Source organism: Pseudomonas sp. GW822-FHT03F08 (assembly GCF_058801265.1).
Genome location: NZ_JBXANC010000002.1, coordinates 341,393 through 365,007, shown reverse-complemented (window position 1 = coordinate 365,007; position 23,615 = coordinate 341,393). Strand labels below are relative to the sequence as shown.

General features: G+C 59.2%; 23 protein-coding genes and 3 pseudogenes. 14 read left to right on the top strand and 12 right to left on the bottom strand.

Annotated elements, in window-relative coordinates; genetic code table 11:
• The first annotated feature begins 143 nt into the window (after positions 1-143).
• Complete coding sequence (gene eco / locus AC1RME_RS05525; RefSeq protein WP_096820344.1) at positions 144-629, top strand: serine protease inhibitor ecotin; 486 nt, start codon at positions 144-146, stop codon at positions 627-629.
• A gap of 26 nt (positions 630-655) precedes the next feature.
• Here the strand turns inward: eco and ilvA are convergent.
• Positions 656-1,645, bottom strand: a pseudogene (gene ilvA, locus AC1RME_RS05520) (threonine ammonia-lyase, biosynthetic); the annotation flags it as partial.
• Between the two features lie 251 nt (positions 1,646-1,896).
• Between ilvA and AC1RME_RS05515 the strand changes: the two are divergent.
• Positions 1,897-2,235, top strand: coding sequence for a DUF2834 domain-containing protein (locus tag AC1RME_RS05515; RefSeq protein ID WP_493090678.1), 339 nt, complete (start codon positions 1,897-1,899; stop codon positions 2,233-2,235).
• Here the strand turns inward: AC1RME_RS05515 and AC1RME_RS05510 are convergent.
• Both AC1RME_RS05510 and AC1RME_RS05505 read right to left on the bottom strand, forming a co-directional pair.
• Positions 2,216-3,139 (bottom strand): magnesium transporter CorA family protein, encoded by a 924-nt coding sequence (locus tag AC1RME_RS05510; RefSeq protein ID WP_096820341.1) that lies wholly within the window; start codon positions 3,137-3,139, stop codon positions 2,216-2,218. The two genes, AC1RME_RS05515 and AC1RME_RS05510, sit on opposite strands and share 20 nt — an antisense overlap.
• Positions 3,140-3,146: 7 nt before the next feature.
• Positions 3,147-4,721 (bottom strand): RimK family ATP-grasp domain-containing protein, encoded by a 1,575-nt coding sequence (locus tag AC1RME_RS05505; protein WP_096820340.1) that lies wholly within the window; start codon positions 4,719-4,721, stop codon positions 3,147-3,149.
• 92 nt (positions 4,722-4,813) lie between these two features.
• Between AC1RME_RS05505 and rimI the strand changes: the two genes are divergently transcribed.
• Positions 4,814-5,917, top strand: coding sequence for a ribosomal protein S18-alanine N-acetyltransferase (gene rimI / locus AC1RME_RS05500; protein ID WP_493090676.1), 1,104 nt, complete (start codon positions 4,814-4,816; stop codon positions 5,915-5,917).
• A gap of 5 nt (positions 5,918-5,922) precedes the next feature.
• Here rimI and AC1RME_RS05495 read toward each other — a convergent pair whose 3' ends face one another.
• Together AC1RME_RS05495 and AC1RME_RS05490 are read right to left on the bottom strand one after the other, a co-directional pair.
• A complete protein-coding gene (locus AC1RME_RS05495) occupies positions 5,923-7,068 on the bottom strand; it encodes a PQQ-dependent sugar dehydrogenase (RefSeq protein WP_096820338.1) in 1,146 nt (381 codons plus the stop codon).
• Between the two features lie 50 nt (positions 7,069-7,118).
• Positions 7,119-7,442: a hypothetical protein gene (locus tag AC1RME_RS05490; protein WP_493090674.1), complete on the bottom strand. Its 324-nt coding sequence runs from the start codon at positions 7,440-7,442 to the stop codon at positions 7,119-7,121.
• 204 nt (positions 7,443-7,646) lie between these two features.
• On the opposite strand from AC1RME_RS05490, the gene ku reads away from it, so the two are divergent.
• Complete coding sequence (gene ku, locus AC1RME_RS05485) at positions 7,647-8,507, top strand: non-homologous end joining protein Ku (RefSeq protein ID WP_493090672.1); 861 nt, start codon at positions 7,647-7,649, stop codon at positions 8,505-8,507.
• A gap of 40 nt (positions 8,508-8,547) precedes the next feature.
• Here ku and lpxO read toward each other — a convergent pair whose 3' ends face one another.
• From lpxO to AC1RME_RS05470, 3 genes and pseudogenes are all read right to left on the bottom strand, one after another.
• Positions 8,548-9,447: a lipid A hydroxylase LpxO gene (lpxO, locus tag AC1RME_RS05480; RefSeq protein WP_493090670.1), complete on the bottom strand. Its 900-nt coding sequence runs from the start codon at positions 9,445-9,447 to the stop codon at positions 8,548-8,550.
• A gap of 573 nt (positions 9,448-10,020) precedes the next feature.
• The gene (locus AC1RME_RS05475; RefSeq protein ID WP_493090668.1) at positions 10,021-10,497 is read right to left on the bottom strand and encodes a hypothetical protein; all 477 of its coding nucleotides are present in this window, start codon (positions 10,495-10,497) and stop codon (positions 10,021-10,023) included.
• A gap of 181 nt (positions 10,498-10,678) precedes the next feature.
• Positions 10,679-10,980: pseudogene (locus tag AC1RME_RS05470) on the bottom strand (anti-virulence regulator CigR family protein); the annotation flags it as partial.
• A 384-nt stretch (positions 10,981-11,364) separates the two neighbouring features.
• Here AC1RME_RS05470 and AC1RME_RS05465 point away from each other — a divergent pair.
• The 4 genes and pseudogenes from AC1RME_RS05465 to AC1RME_RS05450 all read left to right on the top strand — a co-directional run bounded on the left by AC1RME_RS05465 (position 11,365) and on the right by AC1RME_RS05450 (position 15,170).
• A complete protein-coding gene (locus tag AC1RME_RS05465) occupies positions 11,365-11,757 on the top strand; it encodes a hypothetical protein (protein WP_493090666.1) in 393 nt (130 codons plus the stop codon).
• Between the two features lie 129 nt (positions 11,758-11,886).
• Positions 11,887-12,231: pseudogene (locus AC1RME_RS05460) on the top strand (site-specific integrase); the annotation flags it as partial.
• A 20-nt stretch (positions 12,232-12,251) separates the two neighbouring features.
• Positions 12,252-13,838, top strand: a complete 1,587-nt coding sequence (locus AC1RME_RS05455) for an ABC-F family ATPase (protein ID WP_096820333.1) — start codon at positions 12,252-12,254, stop codon at positions 13,836-13,838.
• A gap of 144 nt (positions 13,839-13,982) precedes the next feature.
• Complete coding sequence (locus AC1RME_RS05450) at positions 13,983-15,170, top strand: MFS transporter (protein ID WP_493090664.1); 1,188 nt, start codon at positions 13,983-13,985, stop codon at positions 15,168-15,170.
• A gap of 4 nt (positions 15,171-15,174) precedes the next feature.
• Here the strand turns inward: AC1RME_RS05450 and AC1RME_RS05445 are convergent, their stop codons facing one another.
• Positions 15,175-16,212 carry an alpha/beta hydrolase family protein gene (locus AC1RME_RS05445; RefSeq protein ID WP_102621329.1) on the bottom strand — a complete coding sequence of 346 codons (1,038 nt, stop codon included), beginning with the start codon at positions 16,210-16,212 and terminating at the stop codon, positions 15,175-15,177.
• 236 nt (positions 16,213-16,448) lie between these two features.
• Positions 16,449-17,060, bottom strand: coding sequence for an FMN-dependent NADH-azoreductase (locus AC1RME_RS05440; protein WP_096820330.1), 612 nt, complete (start codon positions 17,058-17,060; stop codon positions 16,449-16,451).
• A 128-nt stretch (positions 17,061-17,188) separates the two neighbouring features.
• Between AC1RME_RS05440 and AC1RME_RS05435 the strand changes: the two genes are divergently transcribed.
• Both AC1RME_RS05435 and AC1RME_RS05430 read left to right on the top strand, forming a co-directional pair.
• On the top strand, positions 17,189-18,097 hold the full coding sequence (locus tag AC1RME_RS05435) for a LysR substrate-binding domain-containing protein (RefSeq protein WP_096820329.1): 909 nt from the start codon (positions 17,189-17,191) through the stop codon (positions 18,095-18,097).
• Entirely contained in the window at positions 18,094-18,453 is a 360-nt protein-coding gene (locus AC1RME_RS05430; RefSeq protein WP_096820328.1) for an MmcQ/YjbR family DNA-binding protein, read from the top strand. The genes AC1RME_RS05435 and AC1RME_RS05430 overlap by 4 nt, the downstream gene beginning before the upstream one ends.
• A 2-nt stretch (positions 18,454-18,455) precedes the next feature.
• On the opposite strand, the gene AC1RME_RS05425 is transcribed toward AC1RME_RS05430, so the two are convergent.
• Together AC1RME_RS05425 and AC1RME_RS05420 are read right to left on the bottom strand one after the other, a co-directional pair.
• On the bottom strand, positions 18,456-18,884 hold the full coding sequence (locus AC1RME_RS05425) for a DUF1294 domain-containing protein (protein WP_096820327.1): 429 nt from the start codon (positions 18,882-18,884) through the stop codon (positions 18,456-18,458).
• Positions 18,881-19,711, bottom strand: a complete 831-nt coding sequence (locus AC1RME_RS05420; protein ID WP_096820326.1) for an undecaprenyl-diphosphate phosphatase — start codon at positions 19,709-19,711, stop codon at positions 18,881-18,883. The genes AC1RME_RS05425 and AC1RME_RS05420 overlap by 4 nt, the downstream gene beginning before the upstream one ends.
• Positions 19,712-20,015: 304 nt before the next feature.
• Here AC1RME_RS05420 and AC1RME_RS05415 point away from each other — a divergent pair, with 304 nt between their 5' ends.
• The 4 genes from AC1RME_RS05415 to fapA all read left to right on the top strand — a co-directional run bounded on the left by AC1RME_RS05415 (position 20,016) and on the right by fapA (position 23,614).
• Positions 20,016-21,650, top strand: a complete 1,635-nt coding sequence (locus AC1RME_RS05415; RefSeq protein ID WP_096820325.1) for a methyl-accepting chemotaxis protein — start codon at positions 20,016-20,018, stop codon at positions 21,648-21,650.
• A gap of 82 nt (positions 21,651-21,732) precedes the next feature.
• Entirely contained in the window at positions 21,733-22,296 is a 564-nt protein-coding gene (gene pnuC / locus AC1RME_RS05410; protein WP_096820324.1) for a nicotinamide riboside transporter PnuC, read from the top strand.
• Positions 22,293-22,817: an AAA family ATPase gene (locus AC1RME_RS05405; protein WP_096820323.1), complete on the top strand. Its 525-nt coding sequence runs from the start codon at positions 22,293-22,295 to the stop codon at positions 22,815-22,817. Before pnuC ends, AC1RME_RS05405 begins: the two co-directional genes overlap by 4 nt.
• Before the next feature lie 347 nt (positions 22,818-23,164).
• Positions 23,165-23,614 (top strand): functional amyloid chaperone FapA, encoded by a 450-nt coding sequence (gene fapA, locus AC1RME_RS05400; protein WP_096820322.1) that lies wholly within the window; start codon positions 23,165-23,167, stop codon positions 23,612-23,614.
• The last annotated feature ends 1 nt before the right edge of the window (position 23,615 follow it).

Here is a 23,615-nt window from a genome sequence, read left to right as displayed (position 1 = left end):
AAAAAATCAGGCAACCGGCCAGTTGCAGAATGCAAGATCCGATCGTGCAGGCACTGCAATTTGCAAGCGGCTGGCGGTTTGCATTCACCGTCCATGACAGTGAGAATGCCCGTCTACCAACGTACACCCGCCAGGAGGCTTCAATGGGAAATTTCACTGTTTACGCGACCGCCGGCCTGATGCTCGCCAGCCTGTCTACCCTCACCCACGCCGCCAAACTCGAAGACACGGCGCCCTACCCCAAAGCCGAAGCGGGCTTCACTCGTCAGGTCATCCATTTGCCGCAGCAGGCACAGGAAGACAACTTCAAAGTCGAAATCCTCGCCGGCAAGACCCTCGAAGTCGACTGCAACCGCCAGCGTCTGGGCGGCACCCTTGAAGAGAAAAACCTCGAAGGCTGGGGCTATCCGTTCTATCGCCTGGAAAAAGTCAGCGGCCCGATGAGCACGCTGATGGCCTGCCCACCCGGCACCCAGAAAAAACGCGCCTTCGTCCCGGTGATCGGTGACGGCTTCACCGTGCGTTACAACAGCAAACTGCCCATCGTGGTTTACGCACCGTCGGATGTCGAAGTGCGTTATCGCATCTGGTCGGCTTCGGACAAGGTCGGCGTCGCCATTCCCGAATAATCTCAAGCCACAACACCGCACGCCGCCGCCCGCTCGGCGACGTGACGCAAGCTGTCGAAGTTGATATTGGCGCCGGAATCGATGGCGATCAGCGTCTGGTTCCGTGCGCCGGTTTGCGCCACGTACTGTTTGATGCCCGCGACCGCCAGCGCCCCGGAAGGCTCGGTGATCGAGCGCGTATCGTCGTAGATATTCTTGATCGCTGCGCAGAGTTCGTCGTTGCTGACGGTGATCACTTCATCCACGCAGAAACGGCAAACCTCGAACCCGTAGGCGCCGATCTGCGCCACCGCTACGCCATCGGCGAAGGTGCCCACACTCGGCAGCACCACCCGTTCATCTGCCTGCAAAGCAGCCTTCAGGCAGGCCGAGTGCTCCGACTCCACGCCAATGATCCGCACCTCCGGCCGCAAGTATTTGACGTATGCCGCGATGCCGGCGATCAACCCGCCACCGCCCACCGGGACAAAGATCGCATCAAGCGCGCCCTGGTGTTCGCGCAGGATTTCCATGGCAACCGTACCTTGGCCAGCGATTACATCAGGATCGTCGAACGGCGAGACGAACGTTCGCCCGGTCTGCTCAGCCAGTTGCAGTGCGTGGGCCAGGGCAAACGGAAAGCTTTCGCCATGCAGCAATGCCTCGGCGCCGCGACTGCTGACGCCCAGCACTTTCAACTCAGGTGTTGTGGCCGGCATGACGATAGTCGCAGCAATGCCCAATTCACGCGCCGCCAGCGCTACGCCTTGAGCGTGATTGCCCGCCGACGCCGTGATCACCCCGCGCGTCTTTTGCTCGTCGCTCAGTTGCACCAATTTGTTGTAGGCGCCACGGATCTTGAAGGAGAACGTCGGTTGCAGGTCTTCGCGCTTGAGCAGGATCCGGTTGCCCAGCGCTTCGGACAAGGCCGGCGCCGGTTGCAACGGCGTGCGCACCGCCAGCTCATACACCGGCGCGGCGAGGATCTTTTTCACGTACTGCTCAAGCAGGGCTTGCTGGGCGGGGCTGTGGCGCATGGTCGTCTCCTGACGTTTGATTCAGAACCCCGGAGACAGAAAGTAAAAACCCGCCTCTAGGGCGGGTTGGGTGCTGCAGTCGTGAGCTAGCCCGCCAAATGAGGAATGGCGGTAATAATGCTTGGCTGGCAGCGCAGTACGGTGGAAGTCATGGGCTCGAAATTAGCCCGGGCGTTGCTGGCAAGTCAATGGCGATTTTTGCGTTGGGTCTGTAGGCTGGCCTTTCGCTCATCTGCCCAAGGAAGGAATACATGATGTCCATCGCCCTGCCCCTCACCGCGTTGATTGCCTTCAGCGGCTACACCGTTGGCGTGATGCTGCAAGACGAGCAATCGCTGATCGACTTCGGCATCGGCCTGATGTCGCGGCCAGACACTGCGCAGGTGGTGATCGATCTTTATCTGCTGGCGACCCTTGCCGGCATCTGGATGTTCAAGGATGCGCGCAAGCGTGGGCAATCAGGCTGGTCGGTGGTGCCGTACCTGTTGCTGACGGCGGTGTTTGTTTCGGTCGGGCCGTTGTTGTACCTGGTGGTCCGGGGCCTGCAGGACCGCAAACGCCCGGCCGCCGTCATTTCGCCAGACGCCTGAGCCCAAACAGCATCCCGCCGGCCCCCAACAGCATCACCGCCAGGAATATCGGGTACGACACCCACCACGGTGTCCCGGCGGTCATCATGCTGAATTCCGACATGCCGCCAATGCTCGCAATCAGGTTGAGCGGCAAAAACACCACGTTGATCAGCGTCAGCTTGCGCAGCAGGTTGTTCATGCTGTTATTCATCAGGTTGCCCCGGGCGTCGATCAGCCCGGAGAACACCGTCGAGTAGATTTCCGCCTGCTTGTAGCACTGGTTGTTTTCGATGATCAGGTCGTCGATCAGGCCAATGGCTTCGCTGCCGAAATGCTGCTTTTCCGCGTGGTTGCGCAGCCGCGTGAGCACCGCGCCGTTGCTGTGCAGCGCGTTGATGTAATAGATCAGGCTTTCGCTGAGGTTGAACATCTGCACCAGATGCTGGTTTTGCATCGAAGCGTTGAATTTCTGCTGCAACTCCCGGGCGACCAGTTTGATCACCTTCAGGTGCCCGAGGTAGTGATGGATGTTGTTGAACAACAGGTCCAGCAACACATCCATTGGCGTATTGAGTGGTCGGCGTGTGCCGAGACCGTGCAACGGCGTCTCATCCGTGGCGATCACCAACAGTTGGCCCGGCGAAAACAGCAAACCGCAGGACGACACCTCGAACGCCAGGCTGCCGCCGCCGGAATAGTTCTCCGGACGCTTCCAGATCAGGAACAGATGGTCGGGGTGAAACTCGATCCGCGACACCTCGTCCGGGTCCAGCGCCGAGGCCAGCGCGTGTTCATCGAGTTTGAAGTGACTGTGCAGCAAATCGCGCTCGGCAGCGTCGGGGTTGCTGAACAGCATCACCTCGGCGTCCAGCCGCTCGACCCGCTGCAAGGCGCCGTGGCTCAGTGCAAAGCTGTTGATCATCGGCCGGTCACCAGGCCTGACCGCGGCGTTTGAGTTCCAGACGCCTCACGAACTCCTCCAGCACCAGCGAATACAGATCGTCCTGCAAGTAAGCGTCTTCGATGCCGGCGTCGAGGTTTGGGTTGTCGTTGACCTCGATCACTACGACCTTGTCGCCGGCCTGTTTCAGGTCCACGCCATACAGTCCGTCGCCGATCAGGTTGGCGGTCTTCACCGCCAGTTCCACCACGGCACGCGGCGCTTCGTGGATCGCCAGCGTGCGGCACTCGCCGTTGACGTCCTGGCCCTTGGCTTTGTGGTTGTAGATCTGCCAATGGCCCTTGGACATGAAGTACTGACAGGCAAAGATCGGTTTGCGGTTGAGTACGCCGATGCGCCAGTCGTACTCGGTGTAGAAAAACTCCTGGGCCAGCAACAGCACCGAGTGTTCGAACAGCTCGGCGGTAGCTTCGAGCAATGCCTGTTGGCTCTCGACCTTGATCACGCCCCGGGAGAAGCAGCCGTCAGGGATCTTAAGCACCAACGGAAAGCCGAGACGCTCGCCGACCCGTTCGAAGTCTTCGGGTCGCTCCTTGTAGAGAATTTCCGTGGCGGGCATACCCAATTGGTGGCTGTTGAGCAGGTCGGTGAGATAAACCTTGTTGGTGCAGCGCAGGATCGACGTCGGGTCGTCCATCACCACCAGTCCTTCGCTTTCAGCTTTCTTGGCGAAGCGGTAGGTGTGGTTGTCGACGCTGGTGGTCTCGCGGATCAACAAGCCGTCGTATTCGGCCAGCCGTGCGTAGTCCTTGCGTTCGATCAGTTCGACATCGATACCCATGCCTTTGCCGACTCTCACGAAGTTTTCCAGCGCACGGGCGTTGGACGGCGGCAAGGCTTCCTGCGGATCGTGCAGGATCGCCAGGTCATAACGCGCCACTTGCGGCGAACGCGGTACACGCCAGATCTTGCGGCTGAAACCGTCCAGCGCATTGGCGAACTGATCTTCCTGATCATCGCGCAACTTGTGCAGGGCGCCGGACTTGATGCCTTCGATGTGCCAACCGTTAGTTCTGCGGAATTCAACTAACAGAATCGGACACGGGAATACTTCAAACAATTGACGGGCCAGATCCTGCAACGGTTCGATGTGTGTTCTGCCGAAATAAAGTGTCAGCGTAAAACCTTCGGTATCACTGTAGAGGTGATGGCTGAGGGCTTTTTCCAGGGTTTTATCCAGGTCATCCAGCGCCAGGCCATAGAGGGATTTACGGGTCAGTTCGCTGATGGTGCGCACCGACGGAATCACCTTGTGCCCCCGGGCCTCGGCCAGCAACGAGCAGTAGTAGCCGTGCCCCAGATACTTGTAGCTGCGGCACAGGTTGATTACCTGCACCCGTTTTCCCGGCTCACTGTCGGGGGGTTGTTCGAGGTACTCCTGCGCCGTCAGGATGTCTTCGCTGGGAAAATAGGAGGCCCAGTCCTCCTTGCGTTCGACGATGATCAACACTTGACTGGAAGTTCTGATTTGCGGTTTTAAAAAAGTTGCCGCCGGCAAACTTTGCTTGGATACTTCGCGCCAATGACCCTGTACCGCTGACATAGAAATTGATCCGTTGGAGAACAAGACCTTTTCTATTAAGCACGAACTTTTTCGAAAGTCCCGTTTCGTTACGCAACTTTTACGGCGGTCATATGAACACTGTTTTTCGCTTGGCGACAGTTGATGATTTACCGGCGCTGCTGGCACTGGAAATGCACTGTTTCACCACGGACCGGCTCACTCGCCGCAGCTTTCAATGGATGATTACCCGCGCCCACGGCCAGTTGCTGGTGGCCGAACGCGAAGGTCAGCTGCTGGGTTATGCGCTGGTGCTGTTCCATCGCGGCACGTCGCTTGCGCGGTTGTATTCCATCGCCATTTCCCCCGAAGCCCGGGGCGGTGGCCTGGGCAAGCAATTGCTGCAACGCATCGAGGCGTGCGCCCTTGAGCACGACTGCGCTTACCTGCGACTGGAGGTGCGCACCGACAACCCCGCCGCCATTGCGCTGTACGAACGCAGTGGCTATCGGCGCTTTGCGCTGATTCACGACTACTACGAAGACCACGCGGACGCCTTACGCCTGGAAAAACGCATCCTTCAACACCACGACTCGCGCAGCCTCAAGGTGCCCTATTACCGGCAAACCACCGATTTCACCTGTGGTCCGGCCTGTTTGCTGATGGCCATGGGCGCATTGCAAGCCGATCGCTTGCTGGAGCGCCGCGAGGAATTGCAGCTCTGGCGTGAAGCGACCACCGTGTTCATGACCGCCGGCCATGGCGGTTGCAGCCCTCAAGGGCTGGCATTGGCTGCATGGCGCCGAGGGTTTCGCGTGCGTTTGCAACTGAGCATGACCGGGCCGCTGTTTCTCGACGGCGTGCGCGACGCGCATAAAAAAGACGTCATGCGCCTGGTGCATGACGAGTTCATGGCACAACTGAACGACACCGACGTTGATCAAATCATCGGCACGACACTGGATTTACCCCGACTGCTCAGCGCAGGCGGGCAACCGTTGGTGCTGATCAGCAGCTATCGTCTGACGCGCTCCAAATCGCCGCACTGGGTCATCGTCACCGATTGCGACGAAGATTTCGTCTACCTGCATGACCCGGATGTCGACCACAGCCAGCATCGCCAGCCCATGGACTGCCAGCATGTGCCGGTCAGCCATGGGGAGTTCGAAAAAATGTGTCGGTTCGGGCGCGGCAAGTTACGAGCAGCGGTGGTGCTCTACGCCCGCTCACCCGCATGAAGTGCTCATTTGAGTCCGACCTTGTACAGCGAGCCGTCGGACTCATCTGTCAGCACATACAGGTAACCATCCGGCCCCTGGCGTACATCACGGATACGTTGTTTCAGATCGCCCAGCAAACGCTCCTCATGCACCACCTTGTCGCCGTCAAACTGCAAACGGATCAGCTCCTGAGTGGCCAGTGCGCCGATGAATACGTTGTGCTGCCAGGGTTTGAAGCGATCGGCATCGTAGAACGCCATGCCGGTGACACCGGGTGATTTTTCCCAGACGTGATGCGGAGTGACAGTGCCTTCAACGGTTTTACCCTGGGCTTCCGGAATGGGCTGCATCGAGTAGTTGATGCCGTGGGTTGCTAACGGCCAGCCGTAGTTTTTCCCGCGCTCGATGATGTTCACCTCGTCGCCACCGCGCGGGCCGTGTTCGTTCTCCCACAACGTGCCGGTCCATGGATTGAGCGCCGCACCCTGCGGGTTGCGATGGCCATAGGACCAGATCTCCGGACGCACACCGGACTGGCCGACAAACGGGTTGTCATCCGGCACCTTGCCGTCCGGATAGATCCGCACGACTTTACCCTGCAATTTGTCCAGATCCTGTGCAGTTGGCCGGTCGTTGTTTTCGCCGAGGGTGATGAACAGATAGCCGTCACGGTCGAACACCAGCCGCGAGCCAAAGTGATTACCGACCGACAGCTTCGGTTCCTGACGGAAAATAACAGTGAAGTCCTTGAGGGTTTTCAGGTCATCCGACAGACGCCCGCGCCCGACCGCAGTCCCCGCCTTGTCACCGGCGCCACCGCCCTCGGCATACGACAGGTACACCATCCGATCCTGTTTGAAGTCTGGCGACAGCACCACGTCCAGCAATCCGCCCTGCCCCTTGGCCCAGACCTTCGGAACGCCCTCGATGGGCACCGATCGTTTGCCGTCCACGCCCACTACCCGCAGGTTGCCAGGGCGTTCTGTCACCAGCATGCCCTGACGATCCGGCAAGAACGCCAGGGCCCATGGATGTTCAAGTCCCTGAGTGACCGTCGTGACTTCGAGGGTGCCCTGCTCGCTTTGCAGTTCCTTCGAGGCGGCAGCGAATGCCGGGCTGCAGATTACTGCGCTGGCACACAGGCCGGCTAAAAGGGTTTTACGCAACATGCACGATTCCTTTTGTTCGATTGAAGGGCTGACAGAAACGGTTCTGCCATTCAACGGTTGCTCTCGCCGTCACGGGCGGGTGGGTTGGGAATGAATTTCGGCGGTGTACTCGGCACTGAACGCGGAGGCTGGCCATTGCCGATGCCACCGTTTTCCACGGTGGGCGGTCGAGGTACAGGAACGGTATTCGGCCCGCGAATCACCGGATTGGCCGGTTGCGTACCCTGCATGCTGTTGGGATTGGCCCGGTGAATCGGGCTGTTGTAAGGATTGTTGCTGTTGCCGGTCGGGCTTTGCGCCAGTAACAGGGTATCGGCATGAACCGCCCCGCCACTGAGGGCCAGCAATGCGATGCCAAGCAGAAAACGGTTCATGAACGGCCTCTCTCGATGCGCGTGTTTTGATGCATGTGGCTTAGAGCCTTCGAGTCCACGCTACGCCCAGGGTTCGGATTTGTTAACCCGTCATCGATAAACAAGGTGTAACACGGTTTGACCTGTCCCCCGCCTTCCCCCGCAGACAGTGGAAACTTTTGCGCCGGGCCACGGGTCACCCGAACATCACTCGGAGAACTCACCATGGCTCGGGCAATCTGGAAAGGCGCAATCAGTTTCGGTCTGGTGCACATCCCCGTGGCGCTGGTCTCGGCAACCTCATCCCAGGGCGTGGATTTCGACTGGCTGGACAGCCGTAGCATGGACCCGGTCGGCTACAAACGGGTCAACAAGGTCACCGGCAAGGAAGTCACCAAGGAGCACATCGTCAAAGGCGTGAAGTTCGAAAAAGGTCGGTATGTGGTGCTCAGCGAGGAGGAAATCCGTTCGGCGCACCCGGTTTCGACCCAGACCATCGACATCTTCGCCTTCGTCGACAGCGAGCAGATTCCGCTGCAAAACATCGACACGCCCTACTACCTGGCCCCGGACAAGCGCGGTGGCAAAGTCTACGCGTTGCTGCGCGAAACCCTGAGCAAGACGCACAAGGTCGCGCTCGCCCGCGTGGTCTTACACACACGCCAATATCTGGCGGCGTTGATGCCGCTGGAGTCTGCACTGGTACTGGTGAAACTGCGCTGGCCGCAGGAAGTACGCAGCCTGGACGAACTGGCGCTGGGCAGCGAAGTGACCAAACCGCAACTGGCGAAAGCCGAGCTGGACATGGCCAAACGGCTTGTTGAAGACATGAGCGCCGACTGGAAACCCGAAGATTACACCGACGCGTTCGAAGACAAGATCATGGCCCTGGTGGACAAAAAGGCCCATGAAGGCAAGATCGAGGACGTTGAGACCGTTGACGGCGAAGAAGAGCGCAAATCTGCTGATGTGATCGATCTGACGGAACTGCTCAAGCGCAGCCTGGGTGGCAAGACTGCCGCCAAATCGAAGGCCAAGGCTGCCAGCAAGACAACGGCGGCCAAAAAAACCAAAAAGGCCTCGTAAATGAAATCGGGCGACTGTCTTTCAACAGTCGCCCGATTCATCAGATCAGAATGAAGATCGCCAGCAGACCGCCGAAGATTGCCCACTTTTCCAGGTAGTAGAGCTTGCGATTGCGCTTTTTCAGCTCTTTGCCGCGCAGGCGAATCTTGTAGATCTTGGTAAACAAGCGGTTGATACCGCCGGTGCGGTCACCCGCATCGTTCGGCGCACCGGCTGCCGACATCACGGTACGGCTGAACCAGCCGTTGAACGCGGCCGCCCAGCGGTACTTCATTGGACGCTCGACATCGCAGAACAGAATGATGCGGTTCTTGTCGGTGGTGTTTTCGGCGTAATGAATGTAAGTCTCGTCGAACATCACCGCTTCGCCGTCGCGCCAGTGATAGTTCTCGCCGTCGACGTTGATGTAGCAACCGGCATCGTTTGGCGTTTCCAGGCCCAGGTGATAACGGTAGGAACCGGCATACGGGTCGCGGTGACGCACCAGTTTCGAGCCGGGCGGCAGTTCAGCGAACATCGCGGCCTTGATCGAACCGATGCTCTGCACCAGTTCAGTGGTGCGCGGGCACAGCTGCAACGCCGACGGGTGGCTGTCGCCGTACCATTTCAGGTAGAAGCGCTTCCAGCCGGTCTTGAAGAAGGAGTTGAAGCCGACATCGTCGTACTGGTTCGAACGCTTGATCTCGCCGGCACGCAGCAGTTTCTGCCCTTCCTCGCGGATTTCCTCCCAATGAGCCTGCAACGGGCTCAGATCGGGAAAATCCTTCGGATCAAGGTAGGGCTTGTTCGTATTCTTCGAAAACAGATAAAGGAAGCAGTTGATCGGCGCCAGAAACGTCGAGTGATCGCTCAGCTGGCGGCCCAGTTTGTGGCGCACACGACCGCGCAAGTGAACGTATGCAATGGAAATGACATAAATAGCAGCAATGATGAGTTTCACGGAAATCGTCACACGTCAAAAGTGAACAAACTGCGCGCCTGCCGGCCGGTGGCCCAGGGTCTGATGCAGTGGCATGAATACAAATACTATCCCGGTGGCACTTCCTTGAGCCCATGCCGTTAGCGGCTATTGGGTGATCGGATGGCATTTTAGCCATACTTTGTAACCAAAGGTGAACCTCATCTGTGAAAAACTGTCCGCTGAATCTGCCAAATGGCAACCGCGGAGGCTTCACGCCAGTGAGCCGTGCCTGTCGCATCAGCGCTACAGCAGATCGAGTTTGACGAGAGGACGTGGAGACAGCGGGCCAGACGCGGCACCTGACTGAAGCTTGAGGATTGGATCTCCTGGAACGAAATCGAGGAAATCAAAGAGGCGCTGCAGAGTTTGCCTCTGAGCATTCAGGCGCTGGACTCATCGCTTTTCTACCAGACGAGCGAAAACCCGCGCCACAACGTGTAGATGGCGCGGGTGCCTGGACGAGAGTGCTGGAAAGGGAGACGCGCGATCAGGGTGTACCGCCAGGCCAAACGTTCAACGAAGTACGAAGGCCTGGTGAGTAGCGAACCGCGTTTATTTAGAGGTTGAAAGGCTGGCCTTGCTCAAGCCCTTGGTGTTGTGATCGCCTGGCGTTGTGGCCGAGATCGCCGTGGCCTTCGACAAGCCCCGTGTGGCTTTAGAGTGCGCGACACCCGAGGTCGCTGTTCCGTGCCCACGGTCAGTGCTGTGATCACGTCCGGTGTGTTGGCCACTCACGCCGTGATCCCGAACGGCCCTGCCGGCATGATCCGCCTCCTGGCCTTCGGCGCGGCCATTGTTGGAGGCGCTGGCTGAATGCCCGGCACTGTCGCCTCCATGTCCAGCACCGCCAACACCGCCGCCGTGACTGCCACCGCCGCCTGCTCCGCCACCGCCGCCACCGCCATGACCACCACCATCCTTGGCAAAGGCAGAAGCCACGATGGACAGTTCAGCAGGCAATAACGGCGCCGCCGCAAACATCATTACGCACGACATGACGACAACGAGGTTTTTCTTTTTAACACGCATGATGGCATCCACAAGGGTTGATTTTACTGCCCTCTAGGACTCGCGCAGTGACATCCAGTTCAACCACAAGCGATAAGCGGAGACAGCAACACCTCACATATAAAGTGGGTGAGAATGCATTGCTTTCACTTCCCATTTGAAATGGTCAAACAAGATTCAAATCGAATAGAACAAGACCGGACTAATCGAAAGCACCATTTAGAACTTCGTAGATAATCCTGCTTGCGACAGCCACCAGAGTCAGGCCTGTTCCCGCCTGCTGCCATTCATACCCATCGTCGTGAGGCAACCGCCCCACAAGTCGCCATCCAATTTTTTAGCGATACCCGGCGGAAGAGGCTTTCCGCGCGCCAGATTTTTCTGAATGCCAGGTGGCAATGCAGGACCAGGGTTCCAGTAACCTCTGTCACCCTTGAGCACGCCCAGAACGCCGCTTGGGTCGATAACCGATGCATGGTCCCGGTTGTCTGAGCAGGATCCTTTAGTTTTTACAACCCTGGTTGCCGTGCCCCCACCAACTACCCAGACTTTTGGCCAACTTGAGCGAGGAACGTGGTAGATCTTTTGGCCCCGACAATCTGATAACGCTACATCGCCGCGTTGAGGGCGGACACAAAAACGCAGGCTTTGGCGCGGGCGTCCGGGAGAATTCACAGCAACTGCTGCCGAGTGAGACATGGAGGGCCCTCCGGGAGTGCCCCCCAGCCTGGCAAGAGCCCAATTGTTCTTCACCATTGCAAAAAATAGTTGCCGCGACGAATGCCTGTCATCACGTTATGATATGCGCCGGATTTCATCCCGACCGCAAGAAAGCGGGGATACAAAATATCAATACGCTAAAAATGTCGCTCAAGGAGTGCGCATTAAATGAATCAAGAAGTCGAGCTGCTGACAAGAAAAATGAATCTAACCGCCAACGCAGCAACAACAGCAGATATTTTACAACGGGAATCCGTTATGGCGTTCACATCAGCAATCGCTCTGGATGAAAGCGCTCCGCTGTCCATTCGTCAAAGAGCAAAGGCCGCATTGGTTAGTGACGTTACGCCAGGCAAAAAGCAGGCAGCCACTCTTGAGAAAATCCAGGACAAGTTAGACCTTGCATCGATCAAAACAAAAGAAGCCACAGACAAAGTAAACTCAATTCTCCAGCAGATGGTCACAAAAGAAGATCTCAGAAAAGCTCAGAACTCCATCTTTTACTACTTACTGATAGCGTACGTTGCCACCGTCGCATCAGTTGCGTATCTGCTGGCTTGACAACCAAAGCCAAAACACAACATCCCGAACTGCCCCTTGCTGTGGGCAGTTATTTTGTCTATGTGCCTTCGGGGGGCGACACTCCCAAACGAGAACGTTCCATTCGAGGCGCTCAACGTTCGGTGATGACGGCGTCGGAGTAACCTTGGGTTACGGCGCGGTCGAGCCTGCATGATCCCGCCTTCCAGGACGAGCGAGTGCATCAGGCAGACGTCGGATCTGCAAAATCAAGGGCCCCGACCCTGAAGACGCTCGCGATGCCTTATCGGCCGCCATACAACTGTCGTCATACTTATGCGACAATATGCTTAATGTCCAACATGAACCCCGCACTCATCGCTCAGCAGCTTGGCCACAGCGTCCAAATGTTGCTGACGACGTATGCGCGTTGGCTCAACTCAAGCTCAGACTGGGGGGCTGGAAAAGCTCCAGATTGGTATCAATTCGGTATCAGGCAAAACAGACCAGCTCTAAACCATTGATAGGTAAGGTAATTGATCTCCACAGCTAACATCACGATGCAGTTCGGCGCCAAGCCGCTGTTCGAAAACGTTTCGGTCAAATTCGGTGCGGGTAACCGTTACGGCCTGATCGGCGCCAACGGTTGCGGCAAGTCGACCTTCATGAAAATCCTCGGCGGCGATCTCGATCCGTCCGGCGGTCAGGTCATGCTCGAGCCGAATGTGCGTCTGGGTAAGCTGCGCCAGGACCAGTTCGCCTACGAAGAATTCACCGTGATCGACACCGTGATCATGGGTCACGAAGAGCTGTGGAAGGTCAAGGCCGAGCGCGATCGCATCTACTCGCTGCCGGAAATGAGCGAAGAAGACGGCATGGCCGTGGCCGAGCTGGAAACCGAATTCGCTGAAATGGACGGCTACACCGCCGAATCCCGTGCTGGCGAGCTGTTGCTGGGCCTGGGGATCGGCATCGAGCAACACTTTGGCCCGATGAGCGAAGTGTCGCCGGGCTGGAAACTGCGCGTGTTGCTGGCGCAGGCACTGTTTTCCGATCCGGAAGTGCTGTTGCTCGACGAACCGACCAACCACCTGGACATCAACACCATTCGCTGGCTGGAAAACGTTCTGACCCAGCGTAACAGCCTGATGATCATCATCTCTCACGACCGTCACTTCCTGAACAGCGTGTGCACTCACATGGCTGACCTGGACTACGGTGAGCTGCGCCTGTTCCCGGGCAACTACGACGAATACATGACCGTGGCGACCCAGTCCCGCGAGCAGTTGCTGTCGGACAACGCCAAGAAGAAAGCGCAGATCTCGGAACTGCAATCGTTCGTCAGCCGCTTCTCGGCCAACGCCTCGAAAGCCAAGCAGGCCACTTCCCGCGCCAAGGCGATCGACAAGATCCAGCTGGCCGAAGTCAAGCCTTCGAGCCGGGTGAGCCCGTTCATCCGCTTCGACCAGAACAAGAAGCTGCACCGCCAGGCGGTCATCGTCGAGCACATGGCCAAAGGCTTCGACGGCAAGCCGCTGTTCAAGGACTTCAGCTTCCAGGTTGAAGCGGGCGAGCGCGTTGCGATCATCGGCCCGAACGGTATCGGCAAGACCACCCTGCTGCGCACCCTGGTCAACGAACTGACGCCGGATGCCGGTAGCATCAAGTGGACCGACGCCGCCGAACTGGGCTACTACGCTCAGGACCACGCTCACGACTTCGAAGACGACGTCACCCTGTTCGACTGGATGGGTCAGTGGACTCAGGGCGAGCAAATGATTCGCGGCACTTTGGGCCGGATGCTGTTCTCCAACGACGAGATCCTCAAGTCGGTGAAGGTGATCTCCGGTGGTGAGCAAGGTCGCATGCTGTTCGGCAAGCTGATCCTGCAAAAGCCGAACGTGCTGATCATGGACGAACCGACCAACCACCTGGACATGGAATCGATCGAGGCGCTGAACCTGGCGCTGGAAAACTACCCGGGCACGCTGATTTTCGTCAGCCACGACCGTGAGTTCGTATCGTCCCTGGCCACGCGCATCATCGAGCTGAGCCCGAACGGCGTGACCGACTTCAGCGGCACCTACGACGATTACCTGCGCAGCCAAGGCGTGGTGTTCTAAGTCGATTCGAGCTGTAAACGGAAAGCCCTGTCCTTGTGACGGGGCTTTTTTTTGCACCGAGGAAAAATAGTTAGCCTGCTTCCTTTTATTTCAGCGCCACGCCATGATGCGGACTCTCCCACCGCCGCCCGCGAACGAGCCCTCATGTCTGCGCAGCAACAGCCACCGCAAAGCTCCATGGCGATCACCCTGCAGATCGTCTCCATCGTTTTCTATACCTTTATTGCCTTCCTCTGCATCGGTCTGCCGATTGCGGTGTTACCCGGCTATGTACATGAGCAATTGGGTTTCAGCGCTATCGTTGCGGGGCTGGTGATTGGCTCGCAGTACCTGGCCACCCTGCTCAGCCGGCCGATGGCCGGGTGCATGTCAGATACCGTCGGGACCAAACGGGCGATCGTTTATGGCTTGTCGGGGATTGTGCTCAGCGGCTTGCTGACGCTGATTTCCACACTGCTGCAGGATTTCCCGCTGACGAGCCTGATCATTTTGATCGCCGGGCGTTTGCTGCTCGGCATTGCGCAGGGTTTGATCGGTGTCGGCACCATCAGTTGGTGCATGGGCCAGGTGGGCGCGGAATACACCGCCCGCTCCATCGGCTGGAACGGCATTGCCTCGTACGGCGCCATTGCGATCGGCGCACCGCTGGGCGTGCTGATGGTGGCCGATTACGGTTTTACCAGCCTCGGGCTCGCATTATCGGTACTGGCGGCCGGTGCCCTGCTGTTGATCCGCAACAAACCTTCGGTGCCGGTGGTGCGTGGCGAGCGTTTGCCATTCTGGGCGGTGTTCGGGCGGATAGCGCCATTTGGCGCCAGTTTGAGCCTGGCCTCGATCGGTTACGGCACCCTGACCACCTTCATCACCCTTTATTACCTCAATCGCGGCTGGACCGGTGCGGCGTACTGCCTGACGGTGTTCGGCGTGTGTTTCATCCTTTCCCGGCTGCTGTTCATTTCCGCCATCGCTCGATTTGGCGGCTTTGCGTCCGCCATCGCCTGCATGGGCATCGAGACCGTCGGCCTGTTGTTGCTGTGGCTCGCACCGTCGACCGGGTATGCACTGATTGGCGCTGGCCTGGCCGGGTTTGGTCTGTCACTGGTGTATCCGGCGCTGGGGGTTGAAGCGATCAAGCAAGTGCCCAATTCCAGCCGCGGGGCCGGGCTGAGTGCCTACGCGGTGTTTTTCGATCTGGCACTGGCGATTGCCGGGCCATTGATGGGCGCGGTGGCGCTGAATCTGGGGTATTCGTGGATTTTCCTGATCGCAGCGCTGCTGTCCGTGACCGGACTGGCGTTGACGTTGTGGCTCAAGCGTCGGGCGATGGCCTGAGCCTTTACTGATCCGCCGTCTGCATCCCGGCCCGATCCGGTTTGCCCAGCGCATGGGAGAAGAACCGCCCGGCCTCGGAAATCAGATTGCGGTGGATGTCTTCACGATCTACGCCGTCAGCATCAGTGCACAGGGCCGGCATCGCACGGATCTGCTCTTCATTGCACGGCGCCATGAACACGAAGTGCCCTGCCCCGGCCAGTAACTTGAAGTCCGGCGCAGTCGGCAGTTTGCGCGCCAGGGCGGCGGCGTTCTTGTCGAAGGCCACCAGTTTGTCTCCGTCGCCGCTGTACAGCAGCACCGGCACATGCACATCGGCCAGGGTGTGACGACCAAACTTGAGGCTCAGCGGCGCCATCAGCAGCAACGCATGCACGCGCGGATCGGCCACCGGCTGCAAGTCATCGCGATCAACGATCAGTTCGCCCTGGGTGTTGCAGGCGTCGCGGTCGTCCGGACGTTCCTGGCAGTAACGGCGCAGGCGATCCAGGTCAGGCTGGGCGCCGGAAAGAATCAACGCGGTCTCGCCGCCCGCCGAATAGCCGATCACGCCGACCTGATCGGCGTTCACGAACGGTGCAAGCATGCGGTCGCCGAGGGTGGCAGTAATGGCTTCGGAAATCTGGATCGGGCGCCCATAGAGGTTGCTCAAGGTGCCGAGGCGGCTGTGATCCTTGGAGTTGTCGCCGGGATGAATCACCGCGACCACCACAAAGCCCTTGCGGGCCAGCGATGTGGCGAGGTCGTGCAGCGCCAGTGGCGTGCCGGTGTTGCCGTGGGACAGCATCAGCATCGGAAAGCGGCCGAGGGCGACCTTGGTGTCTTCGCCGGCTTCGACCGAGTAACCCTCGAGCAGGCTCATGTGTTCGCGGTCGGTGGAGGGGTAGAACGCGATGGCGCGCATCGGTTGCAGGTCGAGCGGGTCGAGGAACGTCATCTCGTGATAACCGACGCTCCAGCGCGGGTGCTGGCCGGGGGCTGCGTGCACTGAATTCAGGCTGCCGAGCAGGCAAATCAGTAACGTTGCACAAAGACGCATCATGGGATGCCCCACCCTGTTGTTACTCAATCGAAAGATCCGTTGTGTTACGACGCCCGAAACTCCGAGGTTCGGTGATCCGGCGCGGCGTTGCACTCAGACGTTGATCATCAGACTGCATAACCCGGGCCAGATTATGTAACAGTCGGAAACAAAAAACTCCGTATCTGGCCCTTGCAGAACCAGAATACAGAGTTTTTTTGGTATTGCCTGAACGAGAGCTGTTCTTTACGAAAGCCTTACGCAGCGGCGAACAGTTGCTCGCTGATGCGGGTGTGAGCCGCGCTCATGGCGTTGTTGCGGACTTCTTCGCCGTAGGCCAGGCCTTCGGCACGGACGATTTCGATGTCGGTGATGCCGAGGAAGCCGAATACCAGTTTCAGGTAGTCTTCGTGAGCGACGCCCGAAGCCTGACCGGCGTGAATGCCGCCCGAGGTAGAGACGATCACGACTTTCTTGCCACCGCACAGGCCTTCAGGGCCGGCTTCGGTGTAGCGGAAGGTCTGGCCGGCGACGGCGATGCGGTCGATCCAGGCCTTGAGCTGGGTTGGAACGGTGAAGTTGTACATCGGCGCGGCAACGACAATGGCGTCAGCGGCGATGAATTCGGCCAGGGTGGTGGCGCTCAGCTCGGCTTCGTGCTGTTGTGCGGCGTTGCGCAGTTCAGCGGTGGTGCCGGCGGCGACCAGAGTGGTCGACGAGAAGTGGCTGATGGCGTCTGCAGCCAGGTCGCGATAGGTCACGACAGCAGCTGGCTCAGCGGCTTGCCAGGCTTTGACGACTTCGGTGCTCAGCTGACGGGAAGCGGAGTTGTCGCCCAGAATGCTCGAATCGATGTGCAGCAGTTTCATTTGGAATCTCCTGGAAAGAATCGCCGGTGGCGACGGAATGGAGACAATCCTACCTACGAAACCAATAGCTGATTAGACGGCAACAATGCGATAGTTTGTCCCACTGATAGAACAGTCGGATTTCCCCCATGCAAGACCTCAACGATCTCTACTATTTTGCCAAAGTGGTCGAGGCCGGCGGATTCGCCGCTGCCGGCCGTTTGCTGGGCATTCCCAAGTCACGGTTGTCACGGCGGATCGCCGAACTGGAAGAACGCCTCGGCGCGCGTTTGCTGCAACGCACCACCCGCCAACTGAAGCTGACAGCGGTTGGCGAGCGCTATTTGCGCCACTGCCAGGCGATGCTGCTGGAAGCGGAAATGGCCGACGAGACGGTGGCCAGCATGTCCAGCGAGCCCCGTGGGCGCCTGCGGGTTTCGAGCCCGACGGGGCTTGCCCATGAAATGCTGCCGATGGTGATCAGCAACTTCCTGGGCAAGTACCCTCAGGTGCAACTGGAAGTCACCCTGATCAATCGCCGGGTCGATCTGATCACCGAAGGCATCGACGTGGCCCTGCGCGTGCGCGAGCACGGCACCGAAGAGCCGATGCTGGTCACCCGCCGTTTGCGCCAGGCGCAAATGGTGGTCGTGGCGAGCCCTTCTTTTATAGAGGGTCTGGAAATCAATCACCCGCAGGATCTGAAAAACCTGCCGGTGCTTGGCGCACTGGAAGCCGATCGCATGGTGCATGTGCGCCTGCTCGATCAGCACGGCAAAAGTTGCGATCTTGCGCTGGAAGCCCGGCTGGGGATCGACGACTTTATCGTGCGCAAGGCCTGCGTGCTGGCCGGCCAGGGCTTCACCCTGCTGCCGATGATGTATTGCGAAGCGGAGCTGAACAACGGCACGCTGGTGCAGTTGCTGCCGGAATGGTCATTGCCCGGCGGCTGGTTGCAAGCGGTGTATCCGCACCGGCGAGGAGTGATGCCGGCGGTGCGTGCCTGGATCGATCATCTGGTTGAGTCGTTTAATGCCTGTGGAGAGCGATTGTTATGAAACAAGGAAAGTTGAGCGAAGCGGACGTCGCGGATTTTTGCCTGGCATTGCCCGGCGCTCAAGAAGACTACAAATGGGGCGGCGTGCGGGTGTTTTCGATTGCCGGCAACAAGATGTTCGCCCTGCAGGGGCTGCGCGGTGAGTCGCTGGCGTTCAAGGTCGACAAGGATCTGTTTCTCGGTCATTGCGACCGGCCGGGCATTCACCCGGCGCCGTATCTGGCACGGGCGCAGTGGATCATCATGCACCCGCCCTACCCTTTGGGCGCCGAGGAACTGCGAGGGTTGCTGCAACGTTCTCACCAGTTGGTGGTGAGCAAGCTGCCGAAGAAAACCCAGGTGGGTTTGCTGCTGTAGCCCTAACCCAGCGCCAACAGGTTCGAGCCGAGGAACAACTGATCGATCCAGAACACCTGGTGCAGCGCGACGATCACCCAGAACAGGATCTGAAACGACACTTTGCGCGTCTTGTGCCGGAATACTTGCTGGGCGATCAGTGCGCCCGGCCAGCCGCCCGCCAGTTCCACGGCGTGCAGGACGTTCTCCGGGGTGCGCCAGGCCTCAGCGCGGGCCTTGCGCTTGTCGGCCCAGTACAGGAAAAACGCCAGCACGCTGACCAGCCCATAGGCCGTCAGCGGTACCAGTGAAATTCCGCGCAGCCACATCGACAGCGAGCCGAACATTGGCAATGCGCAGACGATCAGCAACACCACCAGCTTCAACTTCAGATGCTGAATGTTGCCGCCGGACGGGCCGCGATCCGGACGGCGTGCGCGGGAATCACTCATGCCTTGGCCGCCGCCCAGTCCACCCAGCCGAACTGCCAGGTCGCCAGAATCAACAGGCCGAAAACGATCCGGTACCAGGCGAATGCCGCGTAGCTGTGGCTGGCGATGAACTTCAGCAAGCCGCGAACAGCGATCATGGCGAAAACGAACGCCGTGACAAAACCGATGGCAAACACCGGGAAGTCCGCCGGCACGAACAGCTGGCGGTACTTGTAGCCCGAGTACACGGCCGCACCGACCATGGTCGGCATCGCTAGGAAAAACGAGAACTCGGTGGCGGTCTTGCGTGACAGGCCGAACAACAGGCCGCCGATGATGGTCGAGCCGGAGCGCGAGGTGCCCGGGATCATCGCCAGGCATTGGGCAAAGCCGACCTTCAGTGCATCTTTCCAGGTGATCTCGTCCACGGTTTCGGCGTGCACTTCATGCTGCCGACGCTCAGCCCACAACATGATGATGCCGCCCACCACCAGCGCCGTCGCCACGGTGACCGGGTTGAACAGGTACTTGTGAATCAGATCGGCAAAGATCACGCCCAGCACCACGGCAGGCAGGAAGGCGATCAGCAGGTTGGCGGTAAAGCGTCGCGCACTCGGCTGAGTTGGCAAACCGATGACCACGTCGAGAATCTTGCGGCGAAACTCCCAGACCACCGCGAGAATCGCGCCGAGCTGGATGATGATGTTGAACGCCATGGCGCGTTCGCCACCGAAGTTCAGCAGGTCGGCGACAATGATCTGGTGTCCGGTACTGGAAATGGGCAAAAACTCCGTCAGCCCTTCTACAACTCCAAGAATCAGTGCCTGCAAGGCGGTCCAAAGATCCATCAATCCCCCAAAGAGCGATGCTCAGCGGCATGCCCCGATAGTATTTTTTTACGTTCACTGCGTTCAGCGTAGCTGTTTGTTGCTGTACCGATTCCGCGCGCAAAGGATCCACACGAAACGGTCAAAATTCCGTGAAATGGCAACTTGGGTTCAGGTTTTCACGCGCGGGGCCGAAATCCTATCAGACAAGCCGTAATAGCGCTGCCGCGTTCTACGACTTGGGTCGCGTATGCCCGGCCATGGAAACGTGGTTGGATGCTGGCGGTGATTTATTACAAGAAAAAGAAATCGGAGTGACAGCGTTATGAACAGCTTGCGCAGTGTGTCGATCAGCCGACGCTTGTGGCTCATCTTGATTGTGGCGGTGGTCATGCTGCTGACCCTGGGCCTGTTGATGCTCAAGCAGATCCACGATGACCTGTATCACGCCAAGGCCCAGAAAACCCAGCATGTGGTGCAGACCGCCAGCGGTTTGCTGACCTATTACCAGGGCCTGGAAGCGGCCGGAACCCTGACCCGCGACGCCGCCCAGAAGCAGGCACTGACCGCGATTCGCGGCCTGCGTTATGACCAGAACGATTACTTCTGGATCAACGACCTCACGCCCGTGATGGTCATGCACCCGACCAATCCCAAGCTTGAAGGCCAGAACCTCTCGGCGATCCGCGATCCGGACGGTTTTGCGGTGTTCAACGAAATGGTTGCCATCGCCAAATCCAAGGGCGCCGGCATGGTCGACTACCGTTGGCCGAAACCCGGTGCCAGTGAACCGGTGGCCAAGACCTCCTACGTGAAACTGTTCGAGCCATGGGGCTGGGTACTGGGTTCCGGCGTGTACGTCGACGATGTACAGGCCGAGTTTCAGGGCCAGGTGATCAAGGCTTCCGTCGTCGGCCTGGTGATCGCGCTGATCATGGGCGTGCTGGTGATCCTGATTGCCCGCAGCATCGTCCGCCCGTTGCAGGAAACCGTGAACGCCATGGCCAACATCGCCAGCGGCGAAAGCGACCTGACCCGCAGCCTCGACACCCACGGTCAGGACGAAGTCACGCAGTTGGCGCATCACTTCAATGCCTTCACCGCCAAGCTGCGCCGGGTGATCGGCGATTTGCAGGTGTCGGCCAGTGCGCTGGGCCAGTCCTCCACTGAACTGGGCAATGACGCGAGCCAGGCCCAGCAGCGCAGCCAGCAACAGTCGCAACAGATGGAACTGGTGGCGACCGCCATCAACGAAGTCACTTACGGCGTGCAGGATGTGGCGAAGAACGCCGAGCATGCCGCCAACGAAATGCGCGATGCCGAGGCGCAGGCGCAACAGGGCCAGATCAACATCGACGGCAGCCTGCAACAGATCGACAAACTGTCCGGCACCATCGATCAGGCGGTCGAGGTGATTCGTACGCTGGCGACCGAAAGCACGCAGATCGGCAGCGTTCTGGAGGTAATCCGCTCGATTGCCGAACAGACCAATCTGCTGGCGCTCAACGCGGCCATCGAAGCCGCCCGCGCCGGCGAACAGGGGCGCGGTTTTGCGGTGGTGGCCGATGAGGTCCGCCTGCTGGCGCAACGCACGCAGAAATCCACGGCGGAAATCCAGTCGATGATCGAGCGTCTGCAAAACCATTCCGAAGCCGCCGTGAAAGTGATCGGTGACAGCAGCAAGGCTTCACAACTGACCATCGAGCAGGCCGGACTGGCCGGTGCGAGCCTGAATGCCATCGGCCAGGCGCTACGCAACCTCAACGGTCTGAATGCTTCGATCGCCAGTGCGACCCTGCAACAGGCGCACGTGGTCGAGGACATCAACCAGAACGTCACCCAGGCCGCCGGCCTGTCCCACAGCACCGCAATGGCCGCTGAGCAGTCGAGTGCCGCCAGTGTGCGGCTGGGCCAGTTGAGCGAGCAGTTGAACGGATTGCTGCGCCAGTTCCGCGTCTGACGTTCTCACCCTGTGGGAGGCTCACTCCCACAGGTTTTTGGGTACAATCCGCCCCCTCTTTTACTCCCTCCAAGGATCTTGCATGTCCGGGCTCGAACTGTTTGCCGCCGCCCTCGGTGTGATCGCCGTCTGGCTGACGGTCAAACAGAATCCCTGGTGCTGGCCGATCGGGCTGGTCATGGTGCTGCTCTACAGTTGGGTCTTCTTCGAGGTGAAGCTGTATTCGGACATGTTGCTGCAGGTGGTTTACGCCGCCCTGCAAGTCTACGGTTGGTGGCAATGGACCCGGGCGGGGACGATGCATGACGGCCGCCAGGTCAGCCGGCTCGACACACCTTCGATGCTCAAAGGGCTGGCCATCGGCAGCGTCGGCAGTCTGCTGCTGGGCGCCGCCATGGCGCACTGGACCGATGCCGCGCAACCCTGGCTCGACGCCGCGCTGACCGGATTCAGCCTCGTCGCGCAATTCTGGATGGCCCACAAGCGCCTGCAATGCTGGGCATTGTGGTTCGTGCTGGATGTGATCTTCGTCGGCCTGTTCCTTTATAAGGCGCTTTACCTCACCGCAGCGTTGTATGCCTTGTTCACCCTGATCGCGGTGCTGGGCTGGCGGGAATGGCGCGCCGATCCGGCGTTGCGCACATGAAAGTCGTCGTCCTCACCGGGCCGGAGTCCAGCGGCAAGAGCTGGCTGGCGGCCGGGCTCCAGCAACAGTTCGGCGGCCTGCGGGTGGACGAGTACGTGCGCTGGTTCATCGAGCAGAATCCACGGGACACCTGCCTCGCCGATATCCCCGAGATCGCTCGCGGCCAGTTGCAATGGGAAGACGACGCACGAGCGCAACAACCGCCGCTGCTGATCCTCGACACGCACCTGTTGAGCAACATGTTGTGGAGCCAGACGCTGTTCGGTGACTGCCCGGCCTGGCTGGAAACAGAGCTTTTGGCCCGTCATTACGACCTGCACCTGTTGCTCTCCCCGGAGCAGATCGACTGGACCGACGATGGCCAACGCTGCCAGCCGCAGCTGAGTGAACGGCTGGCGTTCTACGACGCCACAAAGGCCTGGCTGGAGCAGCATCGCCAACCGGTCCGGATCATTCAGGGCGACTGGGCCGCACGGCAGATTCAAGCTTTCGACGCCGTGCGTAACCTGCTGCAAGGCTGACCCCGTTTCCCGGGTCGGTTTCCCCCTGCTTTGGGGCTAAAGTGTCCGATCCTGAAACACTCCCTCGGGTGCAAAGTGCCCGTCTCAACGGCCTTCATCGCTTTGTCATCCGATTTGTTACGCCTGTGAAACACATGCTCGCAAACCCTTGTTCCAGAGCTTTGCAACGACTGTAGCCACCTGCACCGACAGGGGGTTGTTTCAATCGTGAAACAGCTTTTGTATCAAGGCTGCACGCCATCCATCCAACTCATTGAGATCCTTGAATATTTAAAAAGCGGCACAGCTTTCGCTCTCTCCTTCACAACGCTGACCAGGCCCAGCCCACTGAAGAAGGAATTGCCGCCGTGGGAAATTTCAATAAAGCCTTCACTTGCCTTCTGCTGATCGGATCAGCTGCCAGCACTTTCCTCAGTTTCAACGTTCAGGCCGAAGGCAATGGCGTGATCGTGCTCAATCGCGACGTCCAGCCCATCCCCATCGGACGCAGCGCTCCCGGCAAAGACCCCTACCCGACCACCGTGAATGCCAACCCTTCTGGCCGTATCGACCAGGCAATGACCAGCACCGAACTCAGTGACGGTGAATTTGCCAGTGTAGCCAGTGGTGCATCCATTCGCGGAAACATGGCCGTAGGGTCAAGCCTGCCCGGCACCAACGTCTTGACCAATCCAAACGGTCTGCCCGGCATGGGAGCCGGTCATGGCGGCGGTAGCGGTGGCACGATTTCCAACACCATCAACCGCTCCCTCAGCACCGGTCTGGCTCCGCTGACCCGCATGGCCGGAGGCCAATAAG

What these genes read in the sequence shown, in the direction of transcription:
- AC1RME_RS05435 (WP_096820329.1), top strand. Translation starts at nt 17,189, where the DNA reads ATGCAAGACCTCAACGATCTCTACTATTTTGCCAAAGTGGTCGAGGCC.
- pnuC (WP_096820324.1), top strand. Translation starts at nt 21,733, where the DNA reads ATGTCCGGGCTCGAACTGTTTGCCGCCGCCCTCGGTGTGATCGCCGTC.
- AC1RME_RS05505 (WP_096820340.1), bottom strand. Translation starts at nt 4,721, where the DNA reads ATGTCAGCGGTACAGGGTCATTGGCGCGAAGTATCCAAGCAAAGTTTG.
- AC1RME_RS05420 (WP_096820326.1), bottom strand. Translation starts at nt 19,711, where the DNA reads ATGGATCTTTGGACCGCCTTGCAGGCACTGATTCTTGGAGTTGTAGAA.
- AC1RME_RS05510 (WP_096820341.1), bottom strand. Translation starts at nt 3,139, where the DNA reads ATGATCAACAGCTTTGCACTGAGCCACGGCGCCTTGCAGCGGGTCGAG.
- AC1RME_RS05475 (WP_493090668.1), bottom strand. Translation starts at nt 10,497, where the DNA reads ATGCGTGTTAAAAAGAAAAACCTCGTTGTCGTCATGTCGTGCGTAATG.
- eco (WP_096820344.1), top strand. Translation starts at nt 144, where the DNA reads ATGGGAAATTTCACTGTTTACGCGACCGCCGGCCTGATGCTCGCCAGC.
- AC1RME_RS05405 (WP_096820323.1), top strand. Translation starts at nt 22,293, where the DNA reads ATGAAAGTCGTCGTCCTCACCGGGCCGGAGTCCAGCGGCAAGAGCTGG.
- AC1RME_RS05495 (WP_096820338.1), bottom strand. Translation starts at nt 7,068, where the DNA reads ATGTTGCGTAAAACCCTTTTAGCCGGCCTGTGTGCCAGCGCAGTAATC.
- AC1RME_RS05490 (WP_493090674.1), bottom strand. Translation starts at nt 7,442, where the DNA reads ATGAACCGTTTTCTGCTTGGCATCGCATTGCTGGCCCTCAGTGGCGGG.
- ku (WP_493090672.1), top strand. Translation starts at nt 7,647, where the DNA reads ATGGCTCGGGCAATCTGGAAAGGCGCAATCAGTTTCGGTCTGGTGCAC.
- AC1RME_RS05425 (WP_096820327.1), bottom strand. Translation starts at nt 18,884, where the DNA reads ATGAGTGATTCCCGCGCACGCCGTCCGGATCGCGGCCCGTCCGGCGGC.
- AC1RME_RS05450 (WP_493090664.1), top strand. Translation starts at nt 13,983, where the DNA reads ATGTCTGCGCAGCAACAGCCACCGCAAAGCTCCATGGCGATCACCCTG.
- AC1RME_RS05415 (WP_096820325.1), top strand. Translation starts at nt 20,016, where the DNA reads ATGAACAGCTTGCGCAGTGTGTCGATCAGCCGACGCTTGTGGCTCATC.
- rimI (WP_493090676.1), top strand. Translation starts at nt 4,814, where the DNA reads ATGAACACTGTTTTTCGCTTGGCGACAGTTGATGATTTACCGGCGCTG.
- AC1RME_RS05515 (WP_493090678.1), top strand. Translation starts at nt 1,897, where the DNA reads ATGATGTCCATCGCCCTGCCCCTCACCGCGTTGATTGCCTTCAGCGGC.
- AC1RME_RS05445 (WP_102621329.1), bottom strand. Translation starts at nt 16,212, where the DNA reads ATGATGCGTCTTTGTGCAACGTTACTGATTTGCCTGCTCGGCAGCCTG.
- AC1RME_RS05430 (WP_096820328.1), top strand. Translation starts at nt 18,094, where the DNA reads ATGAAACAAGGAAAGTTGAGCGAAGCGGACGTCGCGGATTTTTGCCTG.
- AC1RME_RS05465 (WP_493090666.1), top strand. Translation starts at nt 11,365, where the DNA reads ATGAATCAAGAAGTCGAGCTGCTGACAAGAAAAATGAATCTAACCGCC.
- AC1RME_RS05440 (WP_096820330.1), bottom strand. Translation starts at nt 17,060, where the DNA reads ATGAAACTGCTGCACATCGATTCGAGCATTCTGGGCGACAACTCCGCT.